At 60.6% G+C, this 16,244-nt stretch carries 14 protein-coding genes and 2 pseudogenes; 9 read left to right on the top strand and 7 right to left on the bottom strand.

Annotation, left to right across the window (positions count from 1 at the left end; all coding sequences use genetic code 11):
- Positions 1 to 7: 7 nt before the first annotated feature.
- On the bottom strand, positions 8 to 937 hold the full coding sequence (locus ACWAT4_RS20495) for a septal ring lytic transglycosylase RlpA family protein (RefSeq protein WP_212302278.1): 930 nt from the start codon (positions 935 to 937) through the stop codon (positions 8 to 10).
- Positions 938 to 1,753: 816 nt separating this feature from the next.
- Between ACWAT4_RS20495 and ACWAT4_RS20490 the strand changes: the two genes are divergently transcribed.
- The gene (locus ACWAT4_RS20490; protein WP_283841428.1) at positions 1,754 to 1,882 is read left to right on the top strand and encodes a hypothetical protein; all 129 of its coding nucleotides are present in this window, start codon (positions 1,754 to 1,756) and stop codon (positions 1,880 to 1,882) included.
- A 28-nt stretch (positions 1,883 to 1,910) separates the two neighbouring features.
- Here ACWAT4_RS20490 and ACWAT4_RS20485 read toward each other — a convergent pair whose 3' ends face one another.
- Positions 1,911 to 2,162 (bottom strand): hypothetical protein, encoded by a 252-nt coding sequence (locus ACWAT4_RS20485; RefSeq protein WP_349630176.1) that lies wholly within the window; start codon positions 2,160 to 2,162, stop codon positions 1,911 to 1,913.
- A 205-nt stretch (positions 2,163 to 2,367) separates the two neighbouring features.
- Here ACWAT4_RS20485 and ACWAT4_RS20480 point away from each other — a divergent pair, with 205 nt between their 5' ends.
- Positions 2,368 to 2,946, top strand: coding sequence for a TIGR00645 family protein (locus ACWAT4_RS20480; RefSeq protein ID WP_212302280.1), 579 nt, complete (start codon positions 2,368 to 2,370; stop codon positions 2,944 to 2,946).
- A 15-nt stretch (positions 2,947 to 2,961) separates the two neighbouring features.
- Here the strand turns inward: ACWAT4_RS20480 and ACWAT4_RS20475 are convergent, their stop codons facing one another.
- Complete coding sequence (locus ACWAT4_RS20475) at positions 2,962 to 3,291, bottom strand: DUF1476 domain-containing protein (protein ID WP_212302281.1); 330 nt, start codon at positions 3,289 to 3,291, stop codon at positions 2,962 to 2,964.
- A 238-nt stretch (positions 3,292 to 3,529) separates the two neighbouring features.
- Entirely contained in the window at positions 3,530 to 3,721 is a 192-nt protein-coding gene (locus tag ACWAT4_RS20470) for a hypothetical protein (RefSeq protein ID WP_212302282.1), read from the bottom strand.
- A gap of 198 nt (positions 3,722 to 3,919) precedes the next feature.
- Here ACWAT4_RS20470 and ACWAT4_RS20465 point away from each other — a divergent pair, with 198 nt between their 5' ends.
- From ACWAT4_RS20465 to ACWAT4_RS20455, 3 genes are all read left to right on the top strand, one after another.
- Positions 3,920 to 5,527 carry an IS1182 family transposase gene (locus tag ACWAT4_RS20465; RefSeq protein WP_449727898.1) on the top strand — a complete coding sequence of 536 codons (1,608 nt, stop codon included), beginning with the start codon at positions 3,920 to 3,922 and terminating at the stop codon, positions 5,525 to 5,527.
- 226 nt (positions 5,528 to 5,753) lie between these two features.
- Positions 5,754 to 6,230: a hypothetical protein gene (locus ACWAT4_RS20460; RefSeq protein ID WP_449727897.1), complete on the top strand. Its 477-nt coding sequence runs from the start codon at positions 5,754 to 5,756 to the stop codon at positions 6,228 to 6,230.
- A 190-nt stretch (positions 6,231 to 6,420) separates the two neighbouring features.
- Positions 6,421 to 7,029, top strand: a complete 609-nt coding sequence (locus tag ACWAT4_RS20455) for a sll1863 family stress response protein (protein ID WP_449731237.1) — start codon at positions 6,421 to 6,423, stop codon at positions 7,027 to 7,029.
- 104 nt (positions 7,030 to 7,133) lie between these two features.
- On the opposite strand, the pseudogene ACWAT4_RS20450 reads toward ACWAT4_RS20455, so the two are convergent.
- Together ACWAT4_RS20450 and ACWAT4_RS20445 are read right to left on the bottom strand one after the other, a co-directional pair.
- Positions 7,134 to 7,235: pseudogene (locus ACWAT4_RS20450) on the bottom strand (PEP-CTERM sorting domain-containing protein); the annotation flags it as partial.
- 156 nt (positions 7,236 to 7,391) lie between these two features.
- A pseudogene (locus tag ACWAT4_RS20445) lies at positions 7,392 to 8,522 on the bottom strand (esterase-like activity of phytase family protein); the annotation flags it as partial.
- Between the two features lie 750 nt (positions 8,523 to 9,272).
- Between ACWAT4_RS20445 and ACWAT4_RS20440 the strand changes: the two are divergent.
- The 4 genes from ACWAT4_RS20440 (at position 9,273) to ACWAT4_RS20425 (ending at position 13,009) form a co-directional block, all read left to right on the top strand.
- On the top strand, positions 9,273 to 9,590 hold the full coding sequence (locus ACWAT4_RS20440; protein WP_212302285.1) for a hypothetical protein: 318 nt from the start codon (positions 9,273 to 9,275) through the stop codon (positions 9,588 to 9,590).
- A gap of 953 nt (positions 9,591 to 10,543) precedes the next feature.
- Positions 10,544 to 11,497, top strand: a complete 954-nt coding sequence (locus ACWAT4_RS20435; protein WP_212427471.1) for a sulfotransferase domain-containing protein — start codon at positions 10,544 to 10,546, stop codon at positions 11,495 to 11,497.
- A 169-nt stretch (positions 11,498 to 11,666) separates the two neighbouring features.
- On the top strand, positions 11,667 to 12,134 hold the full coding sequence (locus ACWAT4_RS20430) for a hypothetical protein (protein ID WP_212427472.1): 468 nt from the start codon (positions 11,667 to 11,669) through the stop codon (positions 12,132 to 12,134).
- A 623-nt stretch (positions 12,135 to 12,757) separates the two neighbouring features.
- Positions 12,758 to 13,009, top strand: a complete 252-nt coding sequence (locus ACWAT4_RS20425; RefSeq protein ID WP_212302288.1) for a DUF3551 domain-containing protein — start codon at positions 12,758 to 12,760, stop codon at positions 13,007 to 13,009.
- 2,734 nt (positions 13,010 to 15,743) lie between these two features.
- On the opposite strand, the gene ACWAT4_RS20420 is transcribed toward ACWAT4_RS20425, so the two are convergent.
- The gene (locus ACWAT4_RS20420) at positions 15,744 to 16,238 is read right to left on the bottom strand and encodes a hypothetical protein (RefSeq protein WP_449727896.1); all 495 of its coding nucleotides are present in this window, start codon (positions 16,236 to 16,238) and stop codon (positions 15,744 to 15,746) included.
- Between the last annotated feature and the right edge of the window lie 6 nt (positions 16,239 to 16,244).

Below are 16,244 nucleotides of genomic sequence, written 5' to 3'. Positions count from 1 at the left end.
CGTCGGATCAGTACAGGCCGCGGCCGGTCAGGATGCTGCGGGCTTCGGCCGCGCCGTCATCCGAGGCGGCAGCTCCCCCGTCGGGGACGTAGCGGCCGCCCTCGTCATAGGACACCTGCCGGGCGTTCTGGAGCGCGCGGCCGCGGCCACGGCTCGAGGCCGACATCTCCGAGGTCGCGTTGATCGAGGCGACGTCGGCCGAGGAGTTGCCGAGGCTGTAGGGCCTGCCCTCCGGCATCGGGACTTCGCCGCGGATGGCCCCGCGGCCCGACGACGGCAGCTCCGGCACGAACGGCCTCGCCGAGGCAACCCGGACCATCGAGGGCGACGGCGCCGGAACGCCGGTGCGCAAGGTCGCTATCAGCTGGCGGTCGTCGGAGCCTTCGAGTGGCGCCCGGCCGACATATTCGACACGAACCCTGGCGACGCCATTGCCTTTGAATTCAAGCAGTTCGGCGGCTTTGTTCGAGACGTCGATGAGGCGGTTGCCGTGATAGGGCCCGCGGTCATTGACGCGGACGATCAGCGACTTGCCGTTGGATAGGTTGGTCACCCGCGCATAGGACGGCATCGGCAGGGTCGGATGCGCCGCCGTCAGCGAGCCCATGTCGAACACTTCGCCATTGGCAGTCTGGCGGCCGTGGAAATCGTCGCCGTACCAGGACGCCATGCCCTCGGCACGGTAGTTGACGTCCTCCTCCGGCACGTAGGTCCGGCCCGCCACCACATAGGGCTTGCCGACGCGATAGGTGCCGCCACCCTTGGGGACGGGATCGCCCCAGGCCACGACGCGCGGGCTCGAAGACACGCCGTATTTGGGATCGACCCGGCTGGCGAACTTGTTGGACGAAGCGCAATTGGCGAGCGCGAGGCAGCTGGCGACCACCGCAACACACCGCGCGGCCCGCACCACCGAATCTGACCGTCGGATCCCCATTCGCCCCAAATACCATTTCGCCGGAGACCGCCCCAACCCGCTTACCTACGGGGAGCGCCTTCCGGACCTCGAGCTCCGAGGCGGCCCACCACCGTCTCAGACGCGGTAAGGATAACGCAACCCGAACACGGCGGAAATGGGGAGCCTGCAGCGTTCACGCCGGGATGGTAAACAAGACGTTCGGCATTCTCCGTTGATCTACGGAGCACGGGGCCTCCAGCACCGCCTCGTCTGTGCCAGTCCCGCACAAGCTGTTGCGCCAAAAGCTCACTCCACCCCCGATATCGCTGGCTTCACCGGAATTCTTTTGACTGTGCAGGGCCGCCCGCGTCTTCTCGCGTGTAGGGGCGGGATTGGAATTTAACGATGATCGAGACGGTTTCGGCACTGATGGGTCTGGTAAGCGCGGGGATCTTCCTGGCCCATGCGTTTGAAGGCTACCGCACGAGGGCCTGAGGGCACTGGCGCGGGCGACATTGCATCACCTCTTCAGGACGGCACGTTCGGACAATTTTAATCGATCCGATCGAGCATCGAGGACGAGAGCAGCAGGTGTCACATGCGCAAACATGACCTCGTATCCGATGGCTTTCTGGCTTTGACCGCTGGCGGCCTGGTGCTGCTCTGCTCGAGCCTCGTGGCGTTGGCCTTCGGCTAATCCTCACTTGATATTTTCCTGGTTTCAGATCGCTGCGCCACTGCAACGCAGCATGTACGTTCGCAGCGGGATGACCCGCTCCCGTTTAGTTGATTGAATTTCCGCGTCCGGCGCCTCGACTCAGATTTCAAGAGGCCACACCAACGAAGGTGACGCATATGCTTGCCGAGAAATTCTTCCTCGTTCTGGAATCGCTGATCCGCGGCGGCCGGACCTATCCAGACGGAAGTCCCCGGGTCATCAGCACCTCCCCGCACGTTCCAGTGACGCTGCCGAAGCAGAAATAGCGACGCTCGGTGCTCGGGCCTGCAGCGTTCAGCGCAGGCCGAACGGCGAGCTGCGATAGAGGCTGTCGCGGGCTTCAGTCAGGCAGACGAAGCTGCCGTCGAACCCCTGGCCATAGAGCTTCTGCCCCTTGCGGTAGTAGACGCCCTTCCTGAAATCCAGCCACACCACCTTGTCGCCAGGGCAATGGCGCTGGGCCTGCGCCTCAAAGCGGAATGGCGTCAGCGGTGTCGCCGATGCCGGCGTGGCGCTGCCGGTGCCAAGAGCGATGACAAGGATCACCGCGCTCGCGTCGGCAAGCCTACTGTGCCTTTTGCCAGAGCCGATGCGCAGCACCGTCCGCCTCTCCTCGGCTTCCCGCCGTCCGATCTGCGGCACGATAGCACGAGACGATCGCGATCCACAGATGCTGAACGGACGCCCCGTCTTCCACCTGCCCACGTGACGGGGTACATGAGGACGAGATCTCTCGATGCGCGGGTGTTGAATGTCGGCAGAGCCTGAAACCACGACCGGTCCCCGCCCGCCCTCGCCGCGGCTCGGCCTGTTGCCGATGATCATCTTCGGTTCGCGCTGGCTGCAGCTGCCGCTCTATCTCGGGCTGATCGTGGCGCAGTGCGTTTATATCGTGCTGTTCCTCAAGGAGCTCTGGCACCTCGCTTCGCACGCGCTCGATCTGACCGAGCAGGAGATCATGATGAGCGTGCTGGCGCTGATCGACGTCGTGATGATCTCCAACCTGCTGGTGATGGTGATCGTCGGCGGCTACGAGACCTTCGTGTCCCGGCTCGATCTCCAGGGCCATCCCGACGAGCCGGAGTGGCTCGGCCACGTCAACGCCAGCGTGCTCAAGATCAAGCTCGCGATGGCGATCATCGGCATCTCCTCGATCGCGCTGCTGCGCACCTTCATCGAGGCCGGCAATCTCGGCTCGAACCGCGCCAGCCTCACCGAGAACGGCGTGATGTGGCAGGTGCTGATCCACATCACCTTCGTCGCGTCGGCGATCGGCATCGCTTTCGTCGACAGGTTCAGTGACGCGACCACGCGCAAGCATGCCGAGTGAAGCGCTTGCGCCAAGCTAACTGCCCTGGCGCGATGCGGCCTCGACCTGCGCCAGCGCCTCGTGCAGGCACTCCTGGAGCTTTTGCGCGACCTGCTCGCGCGAAATCCCCTTGGCGGCGAGGTCGCTCGACACCTTGCTCAGGGTCTCGTCCATCGTCTGGTTGCTCAGATTGTCCGTGACCAGCGCCGTCGCGTAGGCGGACGCGGCATCACCGCTGAGCCCGAGCTGGCTTGCGGCCCACATCCCGAGCAGCTTGTTCGACCGGGCCGCGGCCTTGAACATGAGCTCCTCGTCGTGGGCGAATTTGGCCTCAAAGCCCTGCTCGCGCTTGTCGAACGTGGTCATGGTCAGCTCCATTTGCCTTGCGCTGATGGGATCTGGATGGGAGGCGAACGTCTCCGTGGTTTCTCGTCAATTGAGGACTGTTTGAATCTTCCAACCGAAGGCGGACGCCGTCAAGCCACCGGTCGGGCCCGGAGCCGCCCAGACGCATAACAAGCGCGCCCCGGTCTTGGACCGGAGGCGCTTTGGTGAAGCAGGTTGGGGATGTCTGACCGATCCCGTCTTGTCAGCTCTTGTCTTGTCAGCTCTTGGCCGCTGCCGCCTCGCGGGCCAGCCGCTCGGCTCTCAGCCGTTCGCGGTTGGCATAAAAGGCCTTCTGCGCTTCCTCATGATCACGCATGGCCTTCTCGGCCTCGACCCGGCGTGCCGCATCGCGCGCCTGGCGCTGTTCAGGGGTCAGGGGTTTACGTCGGAAGGAAACATCTTCTGTCATGCGGTAATAACGCCGCGGTGAGGAAAAGGTTCCGCCGGAGGGCCCCCACGGAACCCAAAAACAACCCCATGCACAGTAGCCCGCGCGTGTCGGATCAAAGACTTACCCGCCCCATCCTGGACGTCCGCAACAAGCCATTTGACACGTCGAGGCTGGGCAAGAACGTTGTTTTCTGGGAGTTGATGTAGGATTCGTCTTATGGCGAATCGCACATTCAAGACCGGCGAGAGCCGGGAGCAACCCAGTCTTCTTCCTGCGCGGATTGAGGACTATGTCGGGCCGGACAATCCGGTCCGGGCGATCGAGAGCTTCGTTTGCGCGCTCGATCTTGCAAAGCTTGGCTTCGGGCACGCGGATCGTGGCTCCGAGGAAGTGGGGCAGCCGCCGTACGATCCTGCCGATCTGCTGAAGCTCTATCTTTACGGCTACATCAACCAGGTCAGGTCGTCGCGCCGGCTGGAGCGAGAAGTTGGCCGCAATCTGGAGCTGATCTGGCTGCTGAAGGGACTGAAGCCGGGTTATCGGACGATCGCCAACTTCCGCAAGGAGAACTGGAAGGCCCTGAAGGCAGCGAACCGGAGCTTCGTGCTGCTGGCTCGGAAGCTTGGGCTTGTCGGCGGCACGATCGTTGCGATCGATGGCTCCCTGTTCCATGGCGACGCTAGCAAGGCTTCCATCTTCACGCGCAAGCGGCTCGGCGACCAGATCGCAAGGCTGGACCAGGAGATCGAGGCTTACCGCAAGTCTCTCGAAGACAATGATGCAGCAGAAGCCAGGAAGCCTGGGAAGGATCGCGCGGGCGGGGATGGCCGAGGAGATGGCGGCGATATCGGCGCGAAGGTTGCGGCGCTGATGGCGAAGCGTTCGCGTGCCGAGGCCGATCTCGCTCGGCTGGAAGAGAATGGCGAGACACAAATGTCGCTGACAGATCCGGACGCCCGGCTTCTGGTCAAGAACGGTCAGGGCATTGCAGGCTACAATGTGCAGGCCGCGGTTGACGACAAGCACAAGCTCATTGTCGCGAGTGAGGTAGTCAACGACAGCAGTGATGTTCGACAGCTCTCTGCGATGGCCAAGGCGGCCAAAGAGGCTCTTGGAGCCGAGACGCTGCAGGCGCTGGCCGATGAGGGCTATTACAGCAGTGTCGAACTGAAGGCCTGCGAGGACGAGGGTATCATTGCCTATGTGCCGCTGCCCGAAGGTAACGCGCGGCTCGAGAAGCAAGGCCGCTTTGCGCTCAAGGAGTTCAATTATGACGGCGTAACCGACACCTATCGTTGTCCCGCGGGCCAATCGCTGCATCCGTTCAAGAGCAGGCAAAAGAACACCAGCGGCCGCATCGAGATCCGCTACGCAGCCCGTGCAGCAATCTGCAGGAGCTGCCCGCTCAAGGTCCGCTGTCTCTCACCGACCACCGCCTGTCGGACCATTGGTCGCTGGGAGCATGAAGATGTTCTCGAACGTCACCGCGCACGGATGCAGGGCGCGGGCGAGCTGATGCGCCGTCGTTCGGGGATTGTCGAGCATCCGTTTGGCACGCTCAAATGCCGTGCCGGCTATCGTCATTTCCTGGTCCGCGGCTTCGACAAGGTCCGCGGCGAATGGGGCCTGATGGCCCTCTGCTACAACTTCACTCGTGCGCTCAACATCCTTGGATTTGACGGATTTCTGGCTGCGCTCGCAAAGACGCTTGCCGCTTGCCGATGTATCCTCGCAGCCCTCCTGCAGCCCATCCAGCTTGCTCCAGAGATATTTTGGACAAATATCCCGCCGCGGCTCGCAATCGGCCGGTCCGTTCCGACCTGAGGCCGCCAATAACCAATTCTTGCCCAGCCTCGTCGGGCAAAACAGTGGCAAAATACGATTATTCCGAAATCAATCAGCCCCGTCCCGCCCGGCCTTCCCCTCGCCGACGGCGACCATGTCTGCCTCAGCCGTGCGGTTGATGCGCGCCTCGTCCGGACCAAGTTACACACGCCCCCTCAGATAGCGCCGAAGATGCGGCACCTATTTTCCTCATTGGGGGTCGAAAATGCGTTTTGCTCCTTTCGCCAATTTCACTGCTATCGCCTCAACACTCATCATCTGTTCGCAGGCCATGGCGGCGGACCCCGTCCGCTATGGCACCTCCTACGACCAACTTCAGCTCGGCACGACTTGTAGCGGAAACATCTCATGCCAGGTGAACTTCTCGCAACTGCCCTCAGATCGCCTGTTCATGCTTTCGAAAGTCAACTGCTCCGTGAACAGCACTCAACCTCTTGCAACGGCTCTGGTCAGCGCTTCAACGGCATCGGGTGGCTGGCCTATCGGACGAGGCGTCAATTTCAATCCGGGGCCAGCCCTTTTCGCCGCAAACCTTTACTTCTACTCGATTGAGGCGGATGCCCGCTTCCTGATCGGACAGGGACGCTTTCCGTACATTCAGGTGATGACCTCGAGCTTCGTCAACGCCAATATCCAGATGAACTGTGGCATCGTCGGGGATCTGGTCACCCCGATTCAATAAGGCACGGATTCCGGCTTCTGAAGCGACGTCCGCCAGTGAACCGGCGGGCATCGCTATCGTGTCGCCTCAGCTGTCGGGGGTGCATTATGAGCCGCTGGCGGTCGCTTGCTGTAGGACCTCATTGAGACAGGTCAATACAGCCAAACCCAGGCTCTGTGATCATGGCTCCGGCAAGTTAATGGAGACGGCCATGTCACAGCAGAGCAGCATGCATTTTTACCTCAATTGGGCCAAAGAGCGGATCGACGAAATGGACGCTGCATTGGCCTCGTTCGAGGTCAAAACCGGCCAGGCCAAGGCTGAGTCCAAGGTCAAGACGGATCAGCTCCTGTCCGATCTGACGAAGCACCGCGACGCGTTTCAAGCGCGGCTCAAGACGCAGGCGGAAGCAGGTGAAGCCGCGTGGGCGAGCGCCAGGACGGACCTTGAAAGGCAATGGGCTGCATTCGAGGCGCAAGTGAAGACCTACTTCGAAGGCGCCGGCAAACAGCTCGAGCTGCAGCAGTCCACGTTCAGGGATCTTGCTGCTGCACAGGGCAAGGCCTGGCGCGAAGCGGCTGACAAATTCCGTGAGGCCGCAGGCAAGGTGGCGGCGGCCCGCACCGTCGATCTCGATGCCGCGCTCGCGCAAATGAAATCTGACGCGTCCGAGGCCGAGGCGCGCTTGCAGAAGGTGAAACAGGCTGGCAGCGAATCCTGGTCGGTCCTGAGCGCCGCGCTCGCCGAATCCCGGAAATCGTTCGATCAGGCAAACAAAGCCGCGTGGGACGCACTGAAGGGCGCAGATCCAAAGAGCTGACGCTCACGCAGGCGCGCGGCTCGGTTGGAGCCAAGAGCACCCCAAACGGGTGGACATGAAAAGGCCGCCCGAAGGCGGCCTTTCTTACATTCGCAAAACTGGATTCAGGCCAAGGCCGGCCGCTTCCGACGCCGGGAGGCAAGTAGGCCAATTCCGAAAAAGCCCGCAATCATCATCGCCCAGGTCGATGCCTCCGGAACGGCGGCGATCTGCTCCGGCGTGAAGCTGGCGCCGTATTTGGCCAGATCGGCGTCGGTGAAGCCAAACACGTAGAACATGTTCGGGCCCGACGTCGCCGGAACGAAGTCGTTATCGTTGGCGACCCACAGCGTGTGCTCGACCTGGCCGTTGACCGTGACGTCCTGGCCGAAGGTGAGGCCTTCGATCTTCGACGGCACCTGGGTGTTCGGAATGCCGTGGGCTCCGAGCGCGGACACGATGTCCAGGAACGGACCCGACTTCGTCACGGCAGCGGCCGCCAGAGCCGAGCCGCTCAGGCTCGAGACTTCAGTGGCTCCCTTGATGTCGATGATGAAAAGCTGCTTCACCTTGGCCGCACTGCCATCGCCGAGGCCCTTGCCGTCCCGCTCGTCGACCAGGAATTGGTGGTCATTCAGCGCGACGATCTCGCTCACTCCGCTGCCGGTCGTCAGGTTGTAGGCGTATTCATGCGTTGCGTGGGTCGCGACGTCGATCGTGACGATGCGTACGGTGTTTTTTGAGGCACCCGTCGCGTCCTGAATCAGCGGCGCCTGCATGATGCCCACCAGCGTCTTTCCATCCGGCGTGAGCGCAAGCCCCTCCATGCCCTTGTTCGCCGTCCGGCCGGACGTGTTGCCGCTGATCTCGGTACTTCCCACTGGAGAGAGTTTCGATACGTCGAGGTTGCTCGGCAAGGTGAAGGTCTGGACCAGCTTGCCGGTGCTGTTGTCAAACTGACGAACGTAGGGGCCGTACTCGTCGGAGACATAGACACTCTTGCCGTCCGGCGACACGCGAATGGACTCCGGATCGAGCCGGGCATTGCTGGGATTTCCGGAATTCCCGGGGCCGAAATTGTCGGAACGACCCGTGAAATAATAGGTGCTGCTCGTATTCTGCGCCGGCGCACCGGACCCGAGCGGGGTGCCGTCTATCTTGTTGCCGAGACCCGCCCCCGTTCCGTAAGTTAGCGGCGCCGAGCTGGAGAGCAGCGTCGTCTTGGTCAGGGTCGGCGTCAGCGAATACGGCAAGCTTCCGCCCGGCGTTGCCGTCAGGCTCATGTTCACCGTCTGATATCGGCTGATATAGGAGACGGTGTCATCCACTTTCGAATTGTAGGGCGTTGCGTTCGGACCGCGGTCCGGCAGAGCGTAGAACGTATTGCCGCCCGCATAGGTGATGCCGGACCCGATTCCGCCAAGCACATTGGCGGGAAGCCCGTTTTCCAGCGTGCCGGTTAACCCCGAAAGGTCCGCATTTGCGCCGGCGCTGCTTCCGCTCAGCGACCCCATCGCCAGCAGCATGACATCGGCTTTCGCCGCCGGCGCGGCCAACATCGAAGCAAGCAAAACACTCGAAGAAACAATACGACGCATATCCCCCACCCCAATTTACAATTTGGTCAGGACGATATGCAGCGCTCTTGTTACAGATAGATGTCACAGAGCGCCCGGATGTTGCTGTTCGGTGGCGCAATGTGTCGGCCGACTGTGCGCGCTTGTGCGACCCGAGACGAGCCGCGGCAACTCGCGGCTTGATCGGCGGCTCCGCTCGCAATCGCCGGTTCAGATTTGCGCGGCCCGGCAACGTAGGCTGGTAGTTGTGCGTTTGGCTCCTCCGCGATCGGGCGAGCGGATATGTCGGAGCCGACAGATCCTGCCGTGCAGGAATTGCGTCTTGGCCTAAGCAAATGGCGCGGAGCAGCGCGGAGGCGCTGCCCCCGTTGGAGGGCAATCGCATATGGCGCTCGCACTGCCGGCAGCGCTCCTCCCAATATCGCCTTGCGCCCACCAATTCCCGTCATTCCGGGGCGATGCAAAGCATCGAACTATGGTGCGCAATTGCGCACCTGAGAATCTCGAGATTCCGGGTCCGCCCTTCGGGCGTCCCGGAATGACAGGTCTGCCGATGCGCGATAACCCTGCCCCCGTTTGGCGTACGGCCCGGATCGAGCCACGACCTACCCCTTTTTTGCCGTGGCCTTTTCGACCGTTTGAGATCAGGATTCGGTCCTGAAGGGAACTCTAGCCAAGCGCGTTCTCATGGCTGACTCTCCATCCATCGTCCCGCAGAGTGCGGCCAACCGCGATGTCTACATTGTGCTTGAGGACTTCGGCGGCCGTTTGGGGCGGGCCTGGTCCGAAACGGCAGAAGAGGACAGCAATCGAGCGACTCTGCTGCGGCACCTGATCGAAGGCCATTACATTCGTCCAGCTCGCATCATCGCCTTCAACACGACCGAGGGATGGTCGCGCGATGTGACTGCGGATATCGCGGATGAGCTGCGCCGTCGCTTCGTCGAATTCGAGGACGTGGCGCCCTCCATGCTGGAATTCCTAGAGAGAGCGGCGAAGCACTGAGCAACGGCTGAAACAGAACGGCCCCGGCATACCCCTATGCCGGGACCGCTCAAGGTGTCCCTGGCGCGAGCACCAGGGACCAACAAGCTTAGTCAGTCCTGGCGCGTCGCTCTGTCCACTTTTGAACATGCGATCACGGTTGAGCGGGTGGAGAGACGGCGGCGCGCAATGCGATGCACGGGCGCGCCACGGGGAAAGGCCGCAGGGTGGTTCCAGCCCCCACTGCGGCCATCCCGGGCAAATTACAAATCGGTACTCAAATCTCGCCGGTGTTCTTCTTGTAGAACACCCCGTTCCGAAAATGGATTCCGTAAGACTACCGGAATCCGATGTTCTACCCATTGCCACCCCAGGGCGAACATGGCACGGCTCGGCTTCCAGCCCCCCAATGCTCCCGGCAGCCGATCCAATTGCGGATTTGAGCGCCGGGAGTGCCAGGCCCCGCCACGTCAATGGTGCGCGGCGGCACCGCAATTCCGACCGCTCAAGATCACGTTCGGCCCCCTGCTCCGCAGGACACGGCTCGATGGCCCCGCCCGCCGTGAGCCGTCACGCAGTGGTTCTTGTGGTTTCGGCGCGTTGCCCACGAAACCCACTTACCGGTTGCACGAAGCATTCCCGAAACAAAGCCGGTCTAGCCTCCGTCAGATAGAGCCAATGGGGATTGGGTCATGTGGGCATTCATTGAAGATCTTTACCGGAATTATTGCCTGACGCGGCTGCAGGAAATTCGGGACTACGAGCGGGCACACTGAGCCGGCGCTGCTTTGGGTTCGGTATGCCGGCAGCCTGCCTTGTGGCCGTTCTCATGCTCTCGCAGCGATCGCGACTTTAAGGTCTCCGCGCCCACCTAGGCTGCCGTGTGTGGTGGCCGCCAGGGCTTGCGGATCGATGATTTGCGAGGGTCCTTGCCAACGTCGCCTTGATGGCGGTCGTGGAAACGGAAGGTTGCCATGCTCGTTCGGTCGGCACTGCGCGAATACAGGACGTGGGTCATCGACAGCCGCTACTGGAACGGCTACGTGCCCCGCCAAGATGACATCATCATTGCGACCGCCCCCAAGTGCGGCACGACATGGATGCAGCAGATCGTCAGTTCGCTGGTGTTCGGCGATGCGAATGTCCGATCTCTCCCTGCAGTCTCGCCGTGGGTAGAAGCTCGTTTCCGTCATACCCCCGAGGAAGTGCATCGAAAGCTTGCCACCCAGCAGCATCGTCGCTTCCTGAAGACGCATCTGCCGATCGACGGTCTCCCGCTCTATGACGACGTCAAATACATTCACGTCGGCCGGAACGGCCGCGACGTCGGCCTTTCCATGCACAATCACTACTCAGGCTTCAACGAAACGCAGATTGCGCTGTTCGACGGGATCGGCCGCGACGATCCCGTCGTTGGCCGGCCTTATCAAAGACCTCCGGCCGATCCGCTACAGTTCTTTCGGCAGTGGATCGCCACGAAGGTGACGCCCGGTCCTGTCAACGGACCGCCCAACCCGTTCTATTTCGACGTCGAGGCCAGCTATTGGGCCGAACGAAAGCGGCCGAACGTGCTGCTGGTTCACTACTCAGACCTCTCGGCTGATCTCGAAGGGGAAATGCGCCGGATTGCAGAATTTCTCGGCATTGTGCGCGAAGAAAATCTGTGGCGGGCGCTTGTCGAGGCCGCACGATTTGAAACCATGCAAAGCGCCGGCGATGAGTTGATGCCGCATACCAAAGCGATGTTCACCGGTGGCTCGCGCCGCTTCTTCAACAAGGGGATCGACAGCCGTTGGCGGGAGGTGCTGACGGACGACGACGTCGCGCTTTACGACGCACGCGTCAGAGAACTGCTCACGCCAGGCCTCGCGTCATGGCTCGAGGGCGGGCGCCGGCGAGCTGGCGATCCGCCATCGGTGCCGGACTAGACCGATCGCCGTCCCCGATGACCGATTGCGATTTGCGGTGACGGCGCCGAACCAAAATCATCACGATGTCGTCCGATTGCGGCATCGGGCAGAAATTAAATGTGCAACGTCACCGCACTTTGCGCGGACGCCCCTGCAACGCGGCACCTATTCACCCATGGAGGCGAAAATGCAGTCCGTTAGTGTTGTTAGAACTACCCTTGCCGCCGTTACGCTTGCTGTCACGACTCAAGTCGGTGCCGCGCCTATATCCTATGGTACTTATTACGAGGATCTCTTCATCAACGGCGCCTCTTGCATCAACGGATTTTGCAGGGTCAATTTCAGCCAACTGCCATCGAACAACTTATTCATGCTTTCCAAGATCAACTGCAATGCTGAGAGTGTGTCTCCACTCACGGAGGCCTACGTCAGTATTTCTCAAGCGTCTAATGGGCCTACGATCGGAAGGATCGTCTGGTTCAATGCCGGACCGGGAACGTTCGTTGGCAGCGCTTACAATTACTCATTCGAGGCCGATGTGCGTATGCTCATGGGTCAAGGACGATTTCCCTACGTCGTGTTGTTTGCCGGCGGAGGCGGCAGTATTACTGCGCGCTGCGGCATTGTGGGTGACCTCGTGCCCCCGACCCCATAGTGCGTTTATCGACGAGGCCGCTCAACTGAGACGGTCCCACCCCGGCCCGAGCGAATCCGCAACGGCTTTCCAAACGACATGCTTCTCCGTTCGATCAGCCACTTCCCCTTACGGTGATCTTCAGTGCATTAGATTTCTTACAATGACGTCCCACTGCGCATCGGTCACTGTTCGACCGGGGCGGCAGGAAACGTTCGCTCTTTTCAAGCAACATCAGACATTTTCGGGGACGGTGCACTAAATCATCGATAGCTTCCAACTGCGGCATCGATCATTGTTCGGCGGGCAGAAATTGAGTGCACTGTCACCACGACCGATTCCTGTGCGATCTGAGATGAGCCACGACAGCTTGCCACTCCGGATCGGCAACCCTGCTCGCGCGATCGCCAGTCCAAATTTGTGGCGACCGGTAACGTGGGCTGGTTTTCGTTTCTCTGCTACCTGGTCGAGCGGATCTTTCGGAGCCGACAGATCCTGGCTGCCGGATAGGCAAATGGCGCGGGTGTGATTTGACGTGCTCCGGCCGCTCGGGTGAGCTGCGGGCCACAGGAACCAAGGTTAGACCTGCTGTTTGGCTTCGGCCCCGCTAGGCTCTCTTTGAGAGTCATATCCGGAGAATTGAGATGCGCACCACAGTCCTGGCCCTGTTGATCCTCTTGGGATCCCTGCCTGCTGCGCACGCAGATCGCGATTATCCCTGGTGTGTCGTTGGCGACGATCTCGGCTGGCCCGGCGAGTGCATGTACGAGACCCGGGAGCAATGCATGGCTTCGGCATACGGCCGGTGGAACACGACGTGCAACATCAACCCGCGCGTGGGATTGCAGCAGCAGCCCCAGCCCGGGACCAAGAAGTTGCAGGAACGACGCCGCTAGGCGCGGCCGTTCCGGCGAAGTCAAATGCGGGCAGCGCGGCCTCAAGCCGCGCGCGAGCTTGAGCTCCTGAATGAGAGTGGCTAAGCTCGTTGGCGGAGAACGGCGAACGTATTTCAGTCGTCCTCCGTTGGTATAACTTAAGTCCTTTGCGGCCCCGCCTTCGGGTGCCTTCATAGTGCGTTGGGTGCGACGACGCTCCCTCCGTTCTTCCCAAAGACTCCGGGGGCGGGTCCTTTTCCCGCTGGCTTGTGCCGCCAGCTCCGATGACGAGAACGCGCCGGCCTGCGAGCCGGCGGGTTTCTCGATGCCATGCGTATCACGTTACGCGTTGCCGATCCGCGATGAAAGATCGCATCGCGCTGGTCGACGTCCGGTTACGTCAGGGCCGGCGGTGCTCCAAGCTGCCACTGAGTGCCGCAGCCGCATTTCGCGGCGGGATCGCCAAGGAACCCGCGACTCCATTATCCTCGCATACCGGCGGGTGTTCGTCGTATTCACGCTGCGCGGACGCCCACGCCGCTCTAAGGCCGATGCGAACGCAGCGTTGGCGCCGCACGAACGTCAATGGCAACTGGGGTCTTGTGACGGGAGTCGCTTGGCGTTGAAGCACTCCGCGCAAATTTCCCAGGTGACGTGCCGTTCGATCCTTCCGGCGGGCTCTTGAGCTTTGATCCATCAGCACGCAAGGCAGTGGCCTTTAAGGCAGCATCGATCGTCGTGACGTTCGTTCTAGGAAGAGGGTTTGCCTTTGGCGCGACTAATCTTGACGCTCTGGTAACGAGCCACATGCTGCTAGCGCAGCCGGCACATTCATATAGCTTTAGCTCGAATCCTTCAGCCATCGGAAAAAGTGCCTTAAGCACTCTAGGTTGGCAGCAAACTATGCATCCGGCTTCGCCGTGCACGCTAGTCCCCATAGAAGCAATTCCGGCTCCAATGAAGAAATCTGAGTCCAGAGCAGGAGGCAATGGCGCCGCGTAGAGTATTGGGATGCGTACTCAAACGGACACATCGAGGCCTGCCGAATTCCGATAATCGCCAGTATTAGAACGGAGGTGCACCCGCCATCCTCGAAACCTACTGTGCCGGCGATGAAGCGGGACAATCCACCCACGCTAATTTGCAAGGAATGCAGGCGGCCCATGGAGTACCTTGCGGCACTCCCAGAAATTGCAAATCTACCCGCCGTATATGCCTACAGATGCTCACCCTGCTTGAGGGTCGACACAATCGTGTTAGGTCAGCGACATCGTGATTGAACTGAGTCCGCACATGGAATCTACGGTTGCTTGTCATCTGAAATTAAAAGCGTAGCCTTCAAGTGATTTGCAAAGACGGAGGCACAGCATGACTGCAGTCCTCATTTTTAAAGTCGCTATCGTTGGATTGAGCGTTCTTTCGACGGCTCTCGCTTATTCGCTCATTCAGAGCTTCTAAAAAGGTCGCCTTGGTTGGGCGGCCTCTTTCATTTGCAAGCGGCGTAATCGCAGCTAGGTCCGAGCTCGGCTAGCTCCCAAGAGGCTTGCTCTCTTGGCCGCTACAGAGAAGGATCGCGGTCTTTCCGCACCAACACTCTCTCGCCCACGCTGCATGCTTCCTCGCCGTCCAATCAGGCTGATCCCGCCACGCATGGACGTCTTTCTTGCGATGAGCAGCAAATGAAAAGGCCGCCAACTGGGGCGGCCTCTCCTTAGTTTCCTATCCACTGCCGTCTCTGCATCTACGATAAGGTTCGGCTTTTGATGCGGGAACCGTGTATGCGTGCCACTCGGCCAAGGTGAAGCCGTACTTCTTCATGCAGGCCAAAGCATGTGGAGAGCTATCGCTACGTTGAGTGTCACGCCGCTTGGCCTCCCCAACCGAAATGCCGTCACGCTTCGCTTGGCAGACCGGGTCATGGTGGCAGGCATACGGTGGCGCTGCCAAGGCCGGGGACGCGACTAAACATATAGCCAAAGTAATAACGTGCTTCATGATTCCCCCAGAGACTGAACGGGAAGATCATTATCGAGCTACCGCAGGTTGGTAAAGGCGGGTCAAAATGTCTCCTCGCCTGTTCTGCGAAATAGGATACCTGTCAGAACAAACTAGGACACCAAAGGCCGCCTCTAGATGGGGATTTGGCGGAAGGGGTGTCCTGTCCAATTTGAAATTGCTGTCATTTTTCGTCTGCCTCAGCCGTTATCTACGGTCCTAGCCACGGTGGTTTTTGGCGAGTCCCCGTGATTCATTTTGAGGGTCACAAAGCACCGAGACCCGTCGCCTATGACGACCGCACTACTCGTTTCAGGGGCAGTCACTCTTGCCGCCCTCGCCCTCCTGGTGCTGGCCGGACTGACGCGGGGCACAGACGAAATTCACTGAGCCGGAGCTCGGCGACGTCGTGTTGATACCAGCCCGCAGCGGTGCATTGCTGGAGCCGGACATCGCAGGCAGGATCGGTCCGCCTGGATCACAGAGCCCCGCAAGGACACGCTCCCCAGGCTTGGAATGCCAGGCCTCCGGCAACGGGCACGGCCGACAGATGCCCCTGCCCCGCAGGACACGGCCCGACCTGACCGCCACCCGTGAGGCTTCACGCGGTGGATCTTGTGTTTTCAACTCCCACGACGCGCAGTAGCTCGCGCGCGATCTAAACCACCACTAATCGATAATTTGACTTTGGCCCGGCATCACATCGCCTTCGACGCCGATCGCTGGCCGGACGAGATGCGGCCTCCACCATGCCGGCGCCCTAGTCGTCCGTCAGGTTTCCGACGATCGTGCATTCTGAGGTTAACCCAACCGGTGTCTGCGCCGTATCTGTCGAGATTCGTATCGATGGATATCGTCCCGGACCCACTTTAAAGAAAACTGCATCGGTTATGATGGTGTAATAGGCAACTGCTTTGACGAATGCCTGATTGGTCGTGTTGAGCAAGTGCTGTTTGCGGCCTAAATCGTTCGCGCCAGATGTCGATCCAACGGTAAGAAAAACGTCTATCACGGGCTGAATCGTGGGACCGTTTGGGACGGAGATCAGGCAGGCGACATGAGTGATGTTCAGAAACTTATCCGTCGGCGATTGCGCGAGGGTAAGAGTTTGCGAACTGCCGCCGACCAAGCTAGCTTGATCCTCATACCAGGTTCCTGATCGGATCGGCTTATTGTTCTGCGCATAAGCTGGCGCAGCGAGACCGAGCATCAGCATGAACAGGGCAATGAATTTGGCGAAGCGAAAAAAATGCATTTAATA

This window comes from Bradyrhizobium sp. T-1, assembly GCF_053592855.1.
Note: the sequence above shows the minus strand (reverse complement) of the source record. Positions and strands in the feature narration are given on the sequence as shown.